General features: G+C 60.7%; 13 protein-coding genes. 5 read left to right on the top strand and 8 right to left on the bottom strand.

Translation table 11 applies throughout. From position 1 onward, the window contains the following. Positions 1–220 precede the first annotated feature (220 nt). Positions 221–1564 carry an aminodeoxychorismate synthase component I gene (gene pabB / locus CGA22_RS21540; RefSeq protein ID WP_041021371.1) on the top strand — a complete coding sequence of 448 codons (1344 nt, stop codon included), beginning with the start codon at positions 221–223 and terminating at the stop codon, positions 1562–1564. 150 nt (positions 1565–1714) lie between these two features. Here pabB and thrH read toward each other — a convergent pair whose 3' ends face one another. Then, positions 1715–2332 carry a bifunctional phosphoserine phosphatase/homoserine phosphotransferase ThrH gene (gene thrH / locus CGA22_RS21535; RefSeq protein WP_041021372.1) on the bottom strand — a complete coding sequence of 206 codons (618 nt, stop codon included), beginning with the start codon at positions 2330–2332 and terminating at the stop codon, positions 1715–1717. 154 nt (positions 2333–2486) lie between these two features. Here thrH and CGA22_RS21530 point away from each other — a divergent pair, with 154 nt between their 5' ends. The 3 genes from CGA22_RS21530 to CGA22_RS21520 all read left to right on the top strand — a co-directional run bounded on the left by CGA22_RS21530 (position 2487) and on the right by CGA22_RS21520 (position 6002). Further along, complete coding sequence (locus tag CGA22_RS21530; RefSeq protein ID WP_041021373.1) at positions 2487–3227, top strand: phosphoadenylyl-sulfate reductase; 741 nt, start codon at positions 2487–2489, stop codon at positions 3225–3227. Between the two features lie 455 nt (positions 3228–3682). Further along, positions 3683–5212 carry an NCS1 family nucleobase:cation symporter-1 gene (locus tag CGA22_RS21525; RefSeq protein ID WP_041021374.1) on the top strand — a complete coding sequence of 510 codons (1530 nt, stop codon included), beginning with the start codon at positions 3683–3685 and terminating at the stop codon, positions 5210–5212. 61 nt (positions 5213–5273) lie between these two features. Further along, complete coding sequence (locus CGA22_RS21520; protein WP_041021375.1) at positions 5274–6002, top strand: aspartate/glutamate racemase family protein; 729 nt, start codon at positions 5274–5276, stop codon at positions 6000–6002. 146 nt (positions 6003–6148) lie between these two features. Here CGA22_RS21520 and CGA22_RS21515 read toward each other — a convergent pair whose 3' ends face one another. After that, on the bottom strand, positions 6149–7072 hold the full coding sequence (locus tag CGA22_RS21515; protein WP_041021376.1) for a LysR family transcriptional regulator: 924 nt from the start codon (positions 7070–7072) through the stop codon (positions 6149–6151). Positions 7073–7197: 125 nt separating this feature from the next. Here CGA22_RS21515 and CGA22_RS21510 point away from each other — a divergent pair, with 125 nt between their 5' ends. Beyond that, a complete protein-coding gene (locus CGA22_RS21510) occupies positions 7198–7944 on the top strand; it encodes a 3-oxoacyl-ACP reductase family protein (RefSeq protein ID WP_041021377.1) in 747 nt (248 codons plus the stop codon). Between the two features lie 69 nt (positions 7945–8013). Here CGA22_RS21510 and CGA22_RS21505 read toward each other — a convergent pair whose 3' ends face one another. The 6 genes from CGA22_RS21505 to CGA22_RS21480 form a co-directional block, all read right to left on the bottom strand. After that, positions 8014–8709, bottom strand: coding sequence for an HAD-IA family hydrolase (locus CGA22_RS21505; protein ID WP_041021378.1), 696 nt, complete (start codon positions 8707–8709; stop codon positions 8014–8016). A gap of 234 nt (positions 8710–8943) precedes the next feature. Further along, on the bottom strand, positions 8944–9297 hold the full coding sequence (locus CGA22_RS21500) for a hypothetical protein (RefSeq protein ID WP_041021379.1): 354 nt from the start codon (positions 9295–9297) through the stop codon (positions 8944–8946). 86 nt (positions 9298–9383) lie between these two features. Then, positions 9384–9683, bottom strand: a complete 300-nt coding sequence (locus CGA22_RS27575; RefSeq protein WP_041021380.1) for a hypothetical protein — start codon at positions 9681–9683, stop codon at positions 9384–9386. Positions 9684–9950: 267 nt separating this feature from the next. Continuing rightward, a complete protein-coding gene (locus CGA22_RS21490; RefSeq protein WP_188258699.1) occupies positions 9951–10358 on the bottom strand; it encodes a glycine zipper domain-containing protein in 408 nt (135 codons plus the stop codon). 407 nt (positions 10359–10765) lie between these two features. Next, positions 10766–10987: a hypothetical protein gene (locus CGA22_RS21485; RefSeq protein ID WP_223194868.1), complete on the bottom strand. Its 222-nt coding sequence runs from the start codon at positions 10985–10987 to the stop codon at positions 10766–10768. 121 nt (positions 10988–11108) lie between these two features. After that, on the bottom strand, positions 11109–13298 hold the full coding sequence (locus tag CGA22_RS21480) for a response regulator (protein ID WP_041024571.1): 2190 nt from the start codon (positions 13296–13298) through the stop codon (positions 11109–11111). Positions 13299–13673 lie beyond the last annotated feature (375 nt).

Below are 13673 nucleotides of genomic sequence, written 5' to 3'. Positions count from 1 at the left end.
CCCAAAACCAGTCACCTCTGTACATCAGATTGGTCGCGTTCAGCTGTTATGAGGGGGGCCGCTTCGCGCCCCAGCGGGGATAAATCCCCTCGCCACAAAGGTTCATGCCGCAGGTGTCCCGATAACCCTGGACTTGCTCATCTCCGACATCCCTCTAGGAGCAAATCCTACACAGGGATTACAATCGCCTCCCCGCCTCAATGGCCGATCCGCCCCGCCCATGCCGACCTGTTCCGTACACTCATTACCTTACCGCGCCAACCCCGCCGAGTATTTCGCGGTCATCCGCCACGCCCCGGGTAGCGTGCTGCTCGACAGCGGCCGGCCAAGCGCCGAACGTGGGCGCTATGATGTGCTCAGTGCCTGGCCGCTGGAACAACTGGCGGTGCTGCCGGAAGAGAGCGGTGCCGATTTCCTGCAACGTTTGCGCACTCAACTGACGCAGTTGGGGCACGCTGTATTACCAGGCGCGCTGCAATTGCCTTTCGCCGGTGGCCTGATCGGCTACCTGAGCTACGACTTCGGTCGCCACCTCGAAGCCCTGCCCTCCCATGCCATAGACGACCTGCAACTGCCCGATGCCCGTTTCGGCGTGTACGACTGGGCACTGGTCAGCGACCACCAGGCCGGCACCAGCCAACTGGTGTTCCACCCGCATTGCCGCGACAGCGAACGCCAGCGCCTGATCGCGCTGTTCAGCCAGTCGGTCCCGGCGACAGAGGCCGGCTTCAGACTTGAAAGCCCAATGGCCCCCGACCTCAGCGCCGATGAATATCGGCAGGCAATCGAACGCATCCACGGTTATATCCAGGCCGGCGATTGTTACCAGGTCAACTTTGCCCAGCGCTTCCGGGCGCCCTGCCAAGGGGATGCCTGGGTCGCCTACCAGGCCCTGCGCGCGGCGTGCCCGACGCCGTTTTCCGGCTTCCAGAGCCTGCCCGACGGCGGCGCGGTGTTGAGCCTGTCGCCCGAACGTTTCGTCAAAGTCAGCGACGGCCATGTGGAAACCCGTCCGATCAAGGGCACCCGGCCGCGTGGCGCATCATCCGCCGAAGACGCGGCCCACGCCGCCGAACTGCTGGCCAGCCCCAAGGACCGGGCGGAAAACCTGATGATCGTCGACCTGCTGCGCAACGACCTGGGCCGCACCTGCCGGATCGGCTCGGTGCGCGTGCCGGAGCTGTTCAGCCTGGAAAGCTACCCGAACGTGCACCACCTGGTCAGCAGCGTGACCGGCGAACTGGCCGACGGCAAAGACGCCCTGGACCTGATCGCCGGCAGCTTCCCCGGCGGCTCCATCACCGGCGCCCCGAAGATCCGCGCCATGCAGATCATCGACGAACTCGAACCGACCCGGCGCGGGCTGTATTGCGGCTCGTTGCTGTACTTGGACGTGCGTGGGGAAATGGACAGTTCCATCGCCATTCGCAGCCTGCTGGTCAAGGATGGACAGGTGTGTTGCTGGGGTGGCGGCGGGATTGTCGCGGATTCGGACTGGCAGGCGGAGTACCAGGAGTCGATCACCAAGGTCAAAGTGCTGCTCGATACCTTGCAGAGCCTCTAACCACCACACAGCCCCCTCCTTGTTTTGATCGTTCCCACGCTCCGCGTGGGAATGCCGCCCCTGGACGCTCAGCGTCCGCTTGTGACGCAGAGCGTCACTAGATGCATTCCCACGCGGAGCGTGGGAACGATCGATCAACAGCGTATGGGGTTACAGGCTCAGATTGCGGTTCGAGGCCTTGAGGAATTCCTGTTTCAACTCGGCAAAGCTGTGCACCGCCGGGAACTGCGGGAATTCCCGGATCACATTGTCCGGCGCATGGAACAGGATACCGGCGTCGGCTTCGCCGAGCATGGTGGTGTCGTTGTAGGAATCCCCCGCCGCAATCACCCGGTAATACAGGCTCTTGAAAGCCAGGACCGACTGCCTCTTGGGATCTTTCTGGCGCAGCTGATAGCCCGTCACCCGCCCGCCTTCATCCGTGATCAAGCGATGGCAAAGCAACGTCGGGAAACCCAACTGGCGCATCAGGGGTTGGGAAAATTCATAGAACGTGTCGGAAAGAATCACTACCTGGAAGCGCTCGCGCAGCCAGTCGACGAACTCGATGGCGCCGTCCAGCGGCTTGAGCGTGGCAATGACCTCCTGTATGTCGGAGAGCTTGAGGCCATGCTCGTCGAGGATGCGCAACCGCTGCTTCATCAGCACGTCGTAGTCGGGAATGTCCCGAGTGGTTGCCCTGAGGGATTCAATCCCGGTTTTTTCGGCAAAGGCGATCCAGATTTCCGGAACCAGCACACCTTCCAGGTCGAGACAGGCAATTTCCACAAGACACTCCATTTTCTGATGTTTATCGGTTGAGTGAACAAAAGGCCTGCCGACTCTAGCCGCAACGCACAGGAACGCGCCAGCCCCAGCCGGTTTTGTTACCATCAGCCTCCTATAGAGCGCGCAGCGCCACCGACCTGTAGGAAACCGCCTGATGAGCCCAACGTTTGATGTCGTGGAACTCGCCACGACCTATGCCAACAAGTCTCCACAAGACATCCTCAAGCTGGCCTTCGCCGAATTCGGCGATGACCTGTGGATATCTTTCAGCGGCGCCGAGGATGTGGTGCTGGTGGACATGGCCTGGAAGCTGAACAAGAACGTCAAGGTATTCAGCCTCGACACCGGTCGCCTGCACCCGGAAACCTATCGGTTCATCGATCAGGTACGCGAGCACTACAAGATCGACATCGAACTGATCTCGCCGGACCATACGAAGCTGGAGCCTTTCGTGAAGGAAAAGGGTCTGTTCAGTTTCTACAAGGACGGCCATGGCGAGTGCTGCGGCATCCGCAAGATCGAGCCGCTGCGCCGCAAGCTGTCCGACGTCCGCGCATGGGCCACCGGCCAGCGCCGTGATCAGAGTCCTGGCACTCGCAGCCAGGTGGCCGTGCTGGAAATCGACACGGCGTTCTCCACGCCGGAGCGTACCCTGTACAAATTCAACCCGCTGTCGCAGATGACCAGCGAGGAAGTCTGGGGCTACATCCGCATGCTGGAGCTGCCCTACAACAGCCTGCATGAGCGCGGCTTCATCAGCATCGGCTGTGAGCCCTGCACCCGCCCGGTGCTGCCGAACCAGCACGAACGCGAAGGCCGCTGGTGGTGGGAGGAAGCCACGCAGAAGGAATGCGGCCTGCACGCCGGTAACATCATCAGCAAATCCAAGGCCTGATAGATAGTCGCGTTTTCTGTACACAAAAATGTCACTTCAAGTGGCATTTTTTGTGTGCACTCAACTCAGTTATGCACCGAAAAGTTACATCTTTGCGTTTCTCCCGCAGGCCTTCGCTTCTCTCCTCCCGCTCCTCGGAAAATAAATACCTGTTCAAATGGTCAATTTATAAGCACTGAATTTCAGTGACTTATCTGTTATCGATAACTAAACGAAATCAAGGCTGCCTCGGTTAGATCGTTGGCTGGCATAAATCTGGCTTGAGTCGACAAGTGTTTTGTATACAAAGCAAATAAAACATACACACACTTTAGATCCGCAAGCCTGAAGCGCCCTATCCCGTACAGGCTGCAGATGCCCCATAACCAATGATGCTCGCCGTGCCGCGACGAAGATTGCCGAGCCCCGCGCTCATGCACAGTCATCGCTGCGCCGAGAATCAGGAGCCTGCCGGAATGCGTACAAGCCTCTCCAATAACATCGCGCTGGATCTACCCTCTTCCACCACTGCCTTCGATGACAAAACCGCAGCCACCCTCACCTTGAGTCCGAGGCTGCACAACAAGGACCTGGCGCCAACCAAGGCCGAAGGTCGACGTTGGGGTCGCTACAGCATCTTTGCCCTGTGGACCAACGACGTACACAACATCGCCAACTACTCCTTCGCCATCGGCCTCTATGCGCTGGGCCTGGGTGGCTGGCAGATCCTGCTGTCCCTGGGAATCGGCGCGGCGCTGGTGTACGGCTTCATGAACCTGTCCGGCTACATGGGCCAGAAGACCGGGGTGCCGTTCCCGGTCATCAGCCGGATCAGCTTCGGCATCCACGGCGCGCAGATTCCCGCATTGATCAGGGCCGTCATCGCCATCGCCTGGTTTGGCATACAGACCTACCTCGCGTCGGTGGTTTTCCGGGTGTTGTTGACGGCGATTCATCCGGGTTTTGCCGACTACGACCACAACTCGATCCTCGGCCTGTCGAGCCTGGGCTGGGTGTGTTTCGTGGCGATCTGGTTCGTACAACTGCTGATCCTGGCCTACGGCATGGAAACGGTACGCCGTTACGAAGGCTTCGCCGGGCCGGTGATCCTCGTGACCGTCGCGGCTCTGGCCGGGTGGATGTACACCCAGGCCGACGCCACCATTGCCTGGTCGATCCGCGAACCGCTGACCGGCGGCGAGATGTGGCGCAACATCTTCGCCGGCGGTGCACTATGGCTGGCGATCTACGGCACGCTGGTGCTCAACTTCTGTGACTTCGCCCGTTCTTCGCCGTGCCGTCGGACCATCATCGTCGGCAACTTCTGGGGCCTGCCGGTGAATATCCTGGTGTTCGCCGCCATCACGGTCCTGTTGTGCGGTGCGCAGTTCCAGATCAACGGACAGATCATCGAGAGCCCGACCCAAGTGATCGCCTCGATCCCCAACACCTTTTTCCTGGTGCTCGGCTGCCTGGCGTTCCTGATCGTCACCGTGGCGGTGAATATCATGGCCAACTTCGTCGCCCCGGCCTTCGTGCTCAGCAACCTGGCGCCCAAGTACCTGAACTTCCGCCGCGCCGGGCTGATCAGCGCCGCCATCGCCGTATTGATCCTGCCGTGGAACCTCTACAACAGCCCGCTGGTGATCGTGTACTTCCTGTCTGGCCTCGGTGCCCTGCTCGGCCCGCTGTACGGCGTGATCATGGTCGACTACTGGCTGCTGCGGAAAGGTCGTATCAACGTGCCGCAGCTGTATAGCGAGGACCCGAACGGTGCGTACTTCTACAGCAACGGAGTCAACCTGCGGGCCGTGGCGGCATTCATTCCGGCGGCGCTGATCGCGATCGTCCTGGCGCTGGTGCCCGGTTTCGACAGCGTTTCACCGTTCTCCTGGCTGATAGGTGCTTCGATTGCCGGCCTGCTGTACCTGATCATCGCCAAGCGCCAGGCGTATTACGAGGACGTCAGCGGTGAATCCATCGCTGTGGATAACGTCGCCCATTGATCGTTCAAGGCGGCCCGTCGGTGCGGGCCCGCCGTCTTTTCTGCATTAAAGGAAACTGCTCATGCGAATTCTTGTGGTCAACGTCAACACCACCGAATCCATCACCGAGGCCATCGCCCGGCAAGCCCAGGCCGTGGCCGCCCCCGGCACCGAAATCGTCGGGCTCACACCGCATTTCGGCGCCGACTCCGTTGAAGGCAATTTCGAAAGTTACCTGGCCGCCATCGCCGTGATGGATCGGGTGATGTCCTACGACCAACCGTTCGACGCGGTGATCCAGGCCGGCTATGGCGAGCACGGCCGCGAAGGCCTGCAGGAACTGCTCGACGTCCCGGTGGTGGACATCACCGACGCGGGCGCCAGCACCGCCATGTTCCTCGGCCATGCCTATTCGGTGGTCACCACCCTGGACCGCACCGTGCCGCTGATCGAAGATCGCCTCAAGCTCTCCGGCCTGTACGACCGCTGCGCCTCGGTCCGGGCCAGTGGCTTGGCGGTGCTGGAGCTGGAGGAAGACCCGCAGCGAGCCGTCGAAGCCATCGTCCGTCAGGCCGAGCTGGCGGTGAGCCAGGACAAGGCCGAAGTCATCTGCCTGGGCTGTGGCGGCATGGCCGGGCTCGATGAACAGATCCGTCAACGCACCGGAGTGCCGGTGGTCGATGGGGTGACGGCGGCGGTGACCATCGCCGAATCCCTGGTGCGGTTGGGCCTGTCGACGTCGAAAGTGCGCACCTACGCGACGCCTCGGCCCAAGACCATCATTGGCTGGCCGGGGCGGTTTGGGCGGTGAGTTCAAAGTTGTAGACCCGCCGATCCTATCGCGAGCAGGCTCGCTCCCACATTTGAGTTGTGGTGAACATAAAATTGAAGCCCGCCACAAATCCCCTGTGGGAGCGAGCCTGCTCGCGATGAGGACAGCCCGGTCTGAAGCCAGGCTCACACCGCACTGAACCGTTCACCCAACCCCTGCGCGGCGAACTGCTCGATGATGAAGTCCACAAACGCCCGGGTCTTGCCCGGCAGCAGTTTGTGCTCGGCGTAATAGATGGAAATATTGCCATCGTCGACGTACCAGTCCGGCAAGACCCGCTGCAAAGTGCCGTTCTCCAGATAGGGTACGGCGAACGGCATGCTCACCAAGGCAATCCCCAGCCCTTGGCTCGCGGTGGCGCAGGCGGCTTCCGAATCGCTCATGGTCATGCGCACTTTGAGTGTCAGCGGACTGTGTTGCCGGCTACGGCTGGTCAGTTGCCACGAACGGATGCGACCGGTTTGCGGTGAGCGGATCAAGATGCCCTGGTGCTGCGCCAGGTCTTCCGGCTCGACCACCGGAGCCTGTTGCTGCAAATAGGACGGCGCGGCGACCAGTACCCGGTGAGCCACCGTCAGCTTGCGTGCCACCACTCCCGGAGGCAGTTCAAACCCACCGCCAATAGCCGCATCGAAGCCTTGGCCGATCAAGTCGACCTGGCGGTTATCGAAATGCCAGTCCGGACTGATCGCCGGATACCGCTGCAGAAAATTCCCCAGCAACGGCACCACATACAATCGACCGAACGCGGTGCCCATGCTCACCTTCAGCGTACCTGCCGGTTGTCCACCGGCGCTGGCGAGGTTGGCGACGGCATTCTGGATGGTATTGAGGCTGCCGCTCACTTCACCCAGGAACAATTGGCCGGCTTCAGTCAGTGTCAGGCTACGGGTGCTACGCTGGAACAGCCGTACCCCCAGACGGGCCTCAAGCTTGGCAACGCTTTTACCCACCGCCGCCGGGGTCACGCTCAGGCGGCGTGCGGCTTCGGCAAAGCTGCCGACTTCCGCGCTACGCACAAAGCATTCGATACTGCTGAAAGTCTCCATTAGCGCCACTCTAAACTTTTGGTTGATACAGACTGTAGCAAAGACCGTCTACACAAGCTGGCGCCGCATCCTGATACTCACCCCATCGCCGCGGCATCTCGCCCCGGTACATTTTGGAGAACATCATGAGCACTCAAACACTGAACGGTAAAGTCGCCTTGATCCAGGGCGGTTCCCGCGGCATCGGCGCCGCCATCGTCAAGCGCCTGGCCGCAGAAGGCGCAGCCGTAGCTTTCACCTACGTCAGCTCAGCCGCCAAGGCTGAAGAACTGCAGAACAGCATCACGGCAGCGGGCGGCAAGGCCCTGGCGATCAAAGCCGACAGCGCCGATGCCGATGCCATCCGCAATGCCGTCGAAGCGACTGCCGAGGCCTTCGGCGGGCTGGACATTCTGGTCAACAATGCTGGCGTCCTGGCGATGGCACCGCTGGACGAGTTCAAGCTCGAGGACTTCGACCAGACCCTGGCCATCAACGTACGCAGTGTATTCATTGCCACCCAGGCCGCCGCGCGCCACATGACCGAAGGTGGTCGGGTGATCAATATCGGCAGCACCAACGCCGACCGCGTGCCGTTTGCCGGCGCAGCTCCTTACGCCATGAGCAAAGCCGCACTGGTGGGCCTGACCAAAGGCCTGGCCCGCGACCTTGGCCCGCGGGGCATCACGGTCAACAACGTACAGCCAGGCCCGGTCGACACTGACATGAACCCGGCCGACAGCGACTTCGCGTCCAGCCTGATGTCGCTGATGGCCATCGGGCGCTACGGCAAGGCCGACGAAATCGCCGGCTTCGTCGCCTACCTGGCGGGTCCGGAAGCGGCCTATATCACCGGGGCCAGCCTGACCATCGACGGTGGTTTCGGCGCCTGATCCGGGCATGAAAAAACGCCGGTCATGGCTACAACCATGACCGGCGTTTCGTTATGTCGTTGCGGATCGTCAGGCCCGCTCCAGCTCCGGCAGACCACAAAGGCCTGGCTGGAACATTTTCAGCGAGCGGATGATCCCGTCGGCGTGAGCATATTTTTCGTCGGCCATGGCCGGATCCGGGATGGCGATGGCCGTCATGCCCGCCGCCTTCGCTGCCGTGACGCCGAACGGCGAATCCTCGAACACCAGGCAATCACGAGGATCAACGCCCAGGCGGCGGGCCGCCACCAGGAAGATATCCGGCGCCGGTTTTGCCGCGCCCACCTCCGGATCGTCCGCTGTGACGATGAAGTCGAATAGCGCGAACCAGTCCCGATGCAAAGTGGTTTTCAAAGCAAAGGTATGGCGCGATGAACTGGTGCCCACCGCGATGGGCACGCCACTGGCCTTGAGGTGACGCACCAGCTCCTCGGCCCCCGGCATCGCCAGGGCATGGGGAAAACGCTCGCGCATCAGCGGCTCGCGGATCACCAGGAATTCCTCCGGGGTGATCGGTAGCTCCAGTGCCTGGACCACATAGCGGGCCAGATCCCCGGCGCCGCGACCGATGATGTTCTGCTTGACGCTCCAGTCGAACGTGCGTCCGTAGCGCTCGGCGATGATGGACGTGACCTCGGTATAGATGCCCTCGGTGTCCAGCAACAGCCCATCCATGTCGAAAATCACGGCTTTGATCGGGCCAAACTCTTTCAGCGGTGCATTCATCGCATCTGATCCGTTATCAACACAACATTCCAGGGATGGCTCAGGTGCGACCGGAGCAACGTGTTTGCCTTAAAGGATTCAGCAGAATAGCGAGGGGGGCCCGGATGAGGCAACGAGAAAACTGCATTCTGTCGAGAAGTCCCCGGGGCGAGCGCTACGCGCTCGAACGCGAGCAAGCTCGCTCGCCACGGGGGGCACCGTCAGATCAGGTGAAAACCTGGTCGTGATCGCGGGTTATTGACTCGAACCGTTGGAGCCGCCCGAGCTACCGCCGCTGCTGCTACCGGCCCCGGTGCCGCTGCTGGAGGAATCGCCGCCCATGGTGCTACCGCCGCTGGTGGAACCACTACCAGTGCCGGGGCTCGTACTGCTGCCGTTGGCGTCACCACCATTGCCGCCGCTCACGGAACCGGGAGGCAGGGCGTTGCCATTGGCGTCTGAGGTACGGCCGGCATCCATTTGGGTGGAAGGTGGCATGCCGCCTTTATCCACTGGAGCATTGTCTCCCGAAGACTGGGCGACAGCCACCAGTGAACTGGTTGCAAGAATTCCGGCGAGGGTCAGTGCCGTCATGTTTGACTTCATCATGGTGAGTCTCCTTTTCGAAGTACCTACCTGATGTGGCAACTGGGGCATGTAGATGGTGCCAGGAAATCGACAGGCGGCCCGGGCCGTCAGCTCGGCTTGCCGGAAGCATCATCACCGGCGATATCCGGATCATCCGGGCTCGCCTCGACATCATCGTCCTCGCTCGGTACCGGCTCGGCGCCGGTTTCGTCATCCGGCGGCCGCTGGTCGCGGCCCAGGGAATTGGTTGGCGAGGGCAGTGGGTACTCCGGGGTTTCGTCCTCGGTTTCGATCAAGGGAACCAGGGCGTCATCCATCAGCGAACCGGGGTCTTCATTGCCCGGATCATTGACGGAAGGCAGGCCCGACGAGCCTTTTTCTTCCTTGCCTTCGGTTACCGGCGTCATGGCACACCTCGCATTTACACATGGATGTATCAATTCGAGGCGGAGGGACAGTAAACGTTCCGACAAATACCAGGAAAGGAAAACCCGGCACAAGGCCCACAAACCGTGGGAGCAAAGCTTGCTCGCGATAGCGGTAAGTCAGTCAGCAATAATGTTGACCGAACTGCCGCTATCGCGAGCAAGCTTTGCTCCCACAGGGTTGCAACGCTTGATCCTTAACTGACTGGCATTAGGCACAAGGCCGGACTTTTTCAGCCAGGCATCGACTCAACGATGCTTTCTTTTATGCTTGTACTTCTTGCCGGAATGACGGTCGTTGTCGTTGGACAGGTTGCTGCCCAACGCACCACCCGCGGCGCCACCAATGCCCGCGCCGATGGTCGAACCGGTGGAGCCACCCAGGCGATTGCCGACAATCGAACCACCGGCCGAACCCAGGCCGCCGCCAATGGCGGCTTCCGTACGGCTGCCCTTGCGAGCCCCTACCGCACTGCCAGCCGCGCCGCCGACACCGGCACCAATCGCAGCGCCTGTGCTGCCGCCCATCTGCTGGCCGACCACGTTACCCAATACACCGCCAAGGCCACCGCCGATTGCAGCGGTACCATCGCCAGCCGCCATCGCACCTTGGGCGACCACAAGCCCAAGTACCAGGGTGGACAAAGTCAAACGCATGATAAAAACCTCAAGAATGCCGCATCGGGAAAGATGGCCGGTGCGCGCGGGCGCGAGTTTACGCCAAACAGCATCAACCATGCTGCTTGGACAACGACCACAAGGGGAGTTTTATGACAGGCAAAAAAAAGCCCGCTGGGGAAACGGGCAGGTACTGCTTTCTAACGGATGAGTTCAGCCTACGTATCCGAGTGTGAAAGAAACGTGAAAGAAATCGCTCGTAGGAAAAAAGAATAAACATATCGACATTAAAGACAGGAATAGTCTGAAGGGGGAGCTCGCCCCAGCCAGGTGGATGGCAGACCGTCTTGCGAGTGCTTGGACTCAGACGGAGCAAACACCCTCGCCACCGGCTCATCCAATCTGAATGAACAACGTGTGTCTTCAGTGGCGGGGCTGTGCTTGAGCTATTTGCGGGCAGGTACCCTGGGCAGGAAATTGGCTTTTTCCCCGCGCTGCACTTTTGCAACCTTCGTCCGGATGGACTTGATCGGCTCGTCGCCAAAGTCCGACCGATACGCCGATTGACCACACTGCAGCCCTTCATTGATCGGATATGCGGCTGCGTTTTCCTCGCTGTAAGGTGCTCCCATCGCCTTTCCCCTTTTCATCGAGATCGATACCGGCATCAACCGATTACCTGGACAATATCGACCTTCCCGACCTTGAGACTAGCCGGTCATCAACAGACCGCACGACCATTCAAACACTGCCCGACGAATGGAACTCACTGTTTCAAAAGGGAAACACTCAATCGGCAGCACGCATCGTCCGGCTTAAAATCCGGGAAACCTGGTCAGCCGAATAAGGTTTGGACAAGAACTCGAAGCCTTCATGACCGCTGTGGGCCAGTTCCTCGCTGTAGCCAGACGTCAGGACCACGGGCAAGTCCTTGCGGCGCCGACGCAACTCCCGGGCCAGGGCGATACCGCCGATGCCTGGCATGACCACATCGGAAAATATCGCATCGAATGCGGCAGCATCCGGGCCGGCCATCTCCAACGCCTCCTCGGCGTTGGTTGCCCAGGCGGTTTCGTACCCCAGGTCCTGCAGGATCTGGTTGGCAAAACGCCCCACTGCCAGGTTGTCTTCCACGATCAACACCCGGCGCCTGCCGTTCTCCAGTATCAGGTGCGTGGTTTCCTCCCCGCTGGGTTCATGCAGCTTTTCGGCTTCGACTTCAGGGAGGAACAAGGTAAACACGGTGCCCTCCCCGACAACGGTCGAGACGTCGACGTTGCCACCGGATTGCTTGGCAAAGCCGAACACCTGGGACAACCCCAGCCCCGTGCCCTTGCCCACCTCCTTGGTGGTGAAGAAAGGTTCGAAAATGTGCTCGAGGTCTTCCGAGGCAATGCCAGTACCGGTGTCCGCCAGGGTCACCGCGACAAAAGGCTGGCCGGAACCGGCATGCCCACGAATCGGCGGCATGCCCTCACCGCATTTGAGCCGAAGCCACAACGTGCCCTGGCCGCTCATGGCATCCCGGGCATTCAAGGCCACGTTGATCAGGGCCGTTTCGAACTGGCTCAGGTCCGCGCGGATATAACAAGGTCGATCGCACAACTCGACCTTGACCTGCATCCGCGCGCCCGTGATGGTTTCCAGCATGTCCCCCAGGTTCTGCACCTGCTTGCCGACATTGATGACTTCCGGTTTCAACGGCTGACGTCGGGCAAACGCCAACAGTTGGCTGGTCAGCTTGGCGGCACGATCCACCGTTTCGGACACCGCTGTCATGTAGCGCTGGCGACGCTCATTGGAAAGACCGGGCATGCGCAGGAAATCCACGGAAGAACGGATGATCGTCAGCAGGTTGTTGAAATCATGGGCCACGCCGCCGGTGAGTTGGCCGATAGCCTCGAGTTTTTGCGACTGGCGCAGCGCTGCTTCAGTCTGTTTCAGGCGCGTGCTGCGTTCCTCGACCCGCTGCTCAAGCGTTGCATTCAACTCGGCCAGGGCCGCCAGGCCTTCACGCACGGCGGCATCCGCACGGGCGCGCTCGATATGGGCCCAGGATCGCTCGGTGACTTCCTTGAGCAGCGCCAGATCGTATGAGGACCAGCACCGGGGCGTTTTGTCATGGATCGCCATCAGCGCCGTCAACCGCCCGCCCTTGATCAGCGGGACGCAAATGGTCGCCGCAATGCCCAAGGCCCGGAACGTCGCCGCCTCCTGCGGTGCCAGCTCAGCCAGGTTGTCGTTGACCACCAAGGCCTTGCCCGCCCGAAGATGGGTGACCGCCAATCGACCGAAGTCCGCCAACCGGTAATGCCCGACAATACTGGGCGAGCCCGCCCTGGCCCAGTCGCCACGAATCGTGAAGCCGTCTTCGTCCTCATCCATGTCGGCATAAGCGCAATTGGACAGGTTCAGGTGCGCCGCCAGGATTCGCGTGGTGGCCGCCATGATGTCCTGCGGATCGGTGACGTTCGCCACGGCGGTGCCGATGGCATCCAACACCGCCAGGCGCTGGTTCATGAACACCGTCGAGGTGGTCTCGGTGACGGTATCCAGCATGCCCACGACCTTGCCGAACTGATCACGAATGGGGCTGTAGCAGAACGTGAAATAGGCTTGCTCGGGACCTTCACCACGCTCGATGACGAGGGGGAAGTTTTCGATATAGGTCGCCTGCCCATCGAATGCCCCCTGCACGATAGGGCCGATGTCGCTCCAGGCTTCCCGCCAGACCTCATCGAACCGCCGTCCCAGCGCATCGGGTTTATTGCCGAGAATGGGTACAAAAGCATCGTTGTACAACATGATCAGGTCAGGCCCCCACACAATGGCCTGGGGAAAATGAGAGGCGAGACTGAGCGCCACGGTGGTCTTCAATACATCGGGCCAATGCTTCGGCAACCCAAGGGGCGTGCTCGCCCAATCATGACGCCGCACCCGTTCGGCCATTTCCCCATAGCTTTGCAGCCAGTCTGTCATTGCGTTAGATCCTTCTGCCGCCCATTCAATCGAGATACGAAGCTCTCCGGCTTCAGACCGATGTGTATTATCCCGCCCGGTGTGGGAATGTGCGACGGATTCTGAAGGATGGAGCGCATTAAATCGTGGGTAGATGGCGGGGAAGGCTGGTTTGCCTACGGTGATGTCCTACATATCTGGAGGAATCGGGGTTCGGCGCATCCTAAAATGGCGACCAAAAAGCTTCGTACAAACTATGGAGATCTCCTACATAACATTGGGAATCGTCTGCCTAATCAACCCCTTGTGTCATTTTTGCCGTGGCGACTATAGTTTTGGCGTCGTCCAGATGGCGACCGGGTTTGGCGACCCGATTGACACAAGTGCAACGGTGCT

It is taken from the genome of Pseudomonas sp. PSB18, from assembly GCF_014596565.1.
GTDB lineage: Bacteria > Pseudomonadota > Gammaproteobacteria > Pseudomonadales > Pseudomonadaceae > Aquipseudomonas.
The sequence above is the reverse complement of the archived record's forward strand: the minus strand, read 5'-3'. Positions and strand labels throughout refer to the sequence as shown.

Excerpts from the sequence above, each read along its gene's own strand:
- pabB (WP_041021371.1), top strand. The coding sequence starts at position 221 with ATGCCGACCTGTTCCGTACACTCATTACCTTACCGCGCCAACCCCGCC.
- CGA22_RS21530 (WP_041021373.1), top strand. The coding sequence starts at position 2,487 with ATGAGCCCAACGTTTGATGTCGTGGAACTCGCCACGACCTATGCCAAC.
- CGA22_RS21525 (WP_041021374.1), top strand. The coding sequence starts at position 3,683 with ATGCGTACAAGCCTCTCCAATAACATCGCGCTGGATCTACCCTCTTCC.
- CGA22_RS21520 (WP_041021375.1), top strand. The coding sequence starts at position 5,274 with ATGCGAATTCTTGTGGTCAACGTCAACACCACCGAATCCATCACCGAG.
- CGA22_RS21515 (WP_041021376.1), bottom strand. The coding sequence starts at position 7,072 with ATGGAGACTTTCAGCAGTATCGAATGCTTTGTGCGTAGCGCGGAAGTC.
- CGA22_RS21510 (WP_041021377.1), top strand. The coding sequence starts at position 7,198 with ATGAGCACTCAAACACTGAACGGTAAAGTCGCCTTGATCCAGGGCGGT.
- CGA22_RS21505 (WP_041021378.1), bottom strand. The coding sequence starts at position 8,709 with ATGAATGCACCGCTGAAAGAGTTTGGCCCGATCAAAGCCGTGATTTTC.
- CGA22_RS21500 (WP_041021379.1), bottom strand. The coding sequence starts at position 9,297 with ATGATGAAGTCAAACATGACGGCACTGACCCTCGCCGGAATTCTTGCA.
- CGA22_RS27575 (WP_041021380.1), bottom strand. The coding sequence starts at position 9,683 with ATGACGCCGGTAACCGAAGGCAAGGAAGAAAAAGGCTCGTCGGGCCTG.
- CGA22_RS21490 (WP_188258699.1), bottom strand. The coding sequence starts at position 10,358 with ATGCGTTTGACTTTGTCCACCCTGGTACTTGGGCTTGTGGTCGCCCAA.
- CGA22_RS21485 (WP_223194868.1), bottom strand. The coding sequence starts at position 10,987 with ATGCCGGTATCGATCTCGATGAAAAGGGGAAAGGCGATGGGAGCACCT.
- CGA22_RS21480 (WP_041024571.1), bottom strand. The coding sequence starts at position 13,298 with ATGACAGACTGGCTGCAAAGCTATGGGGAAATGGCCGAACGGGTGCGG.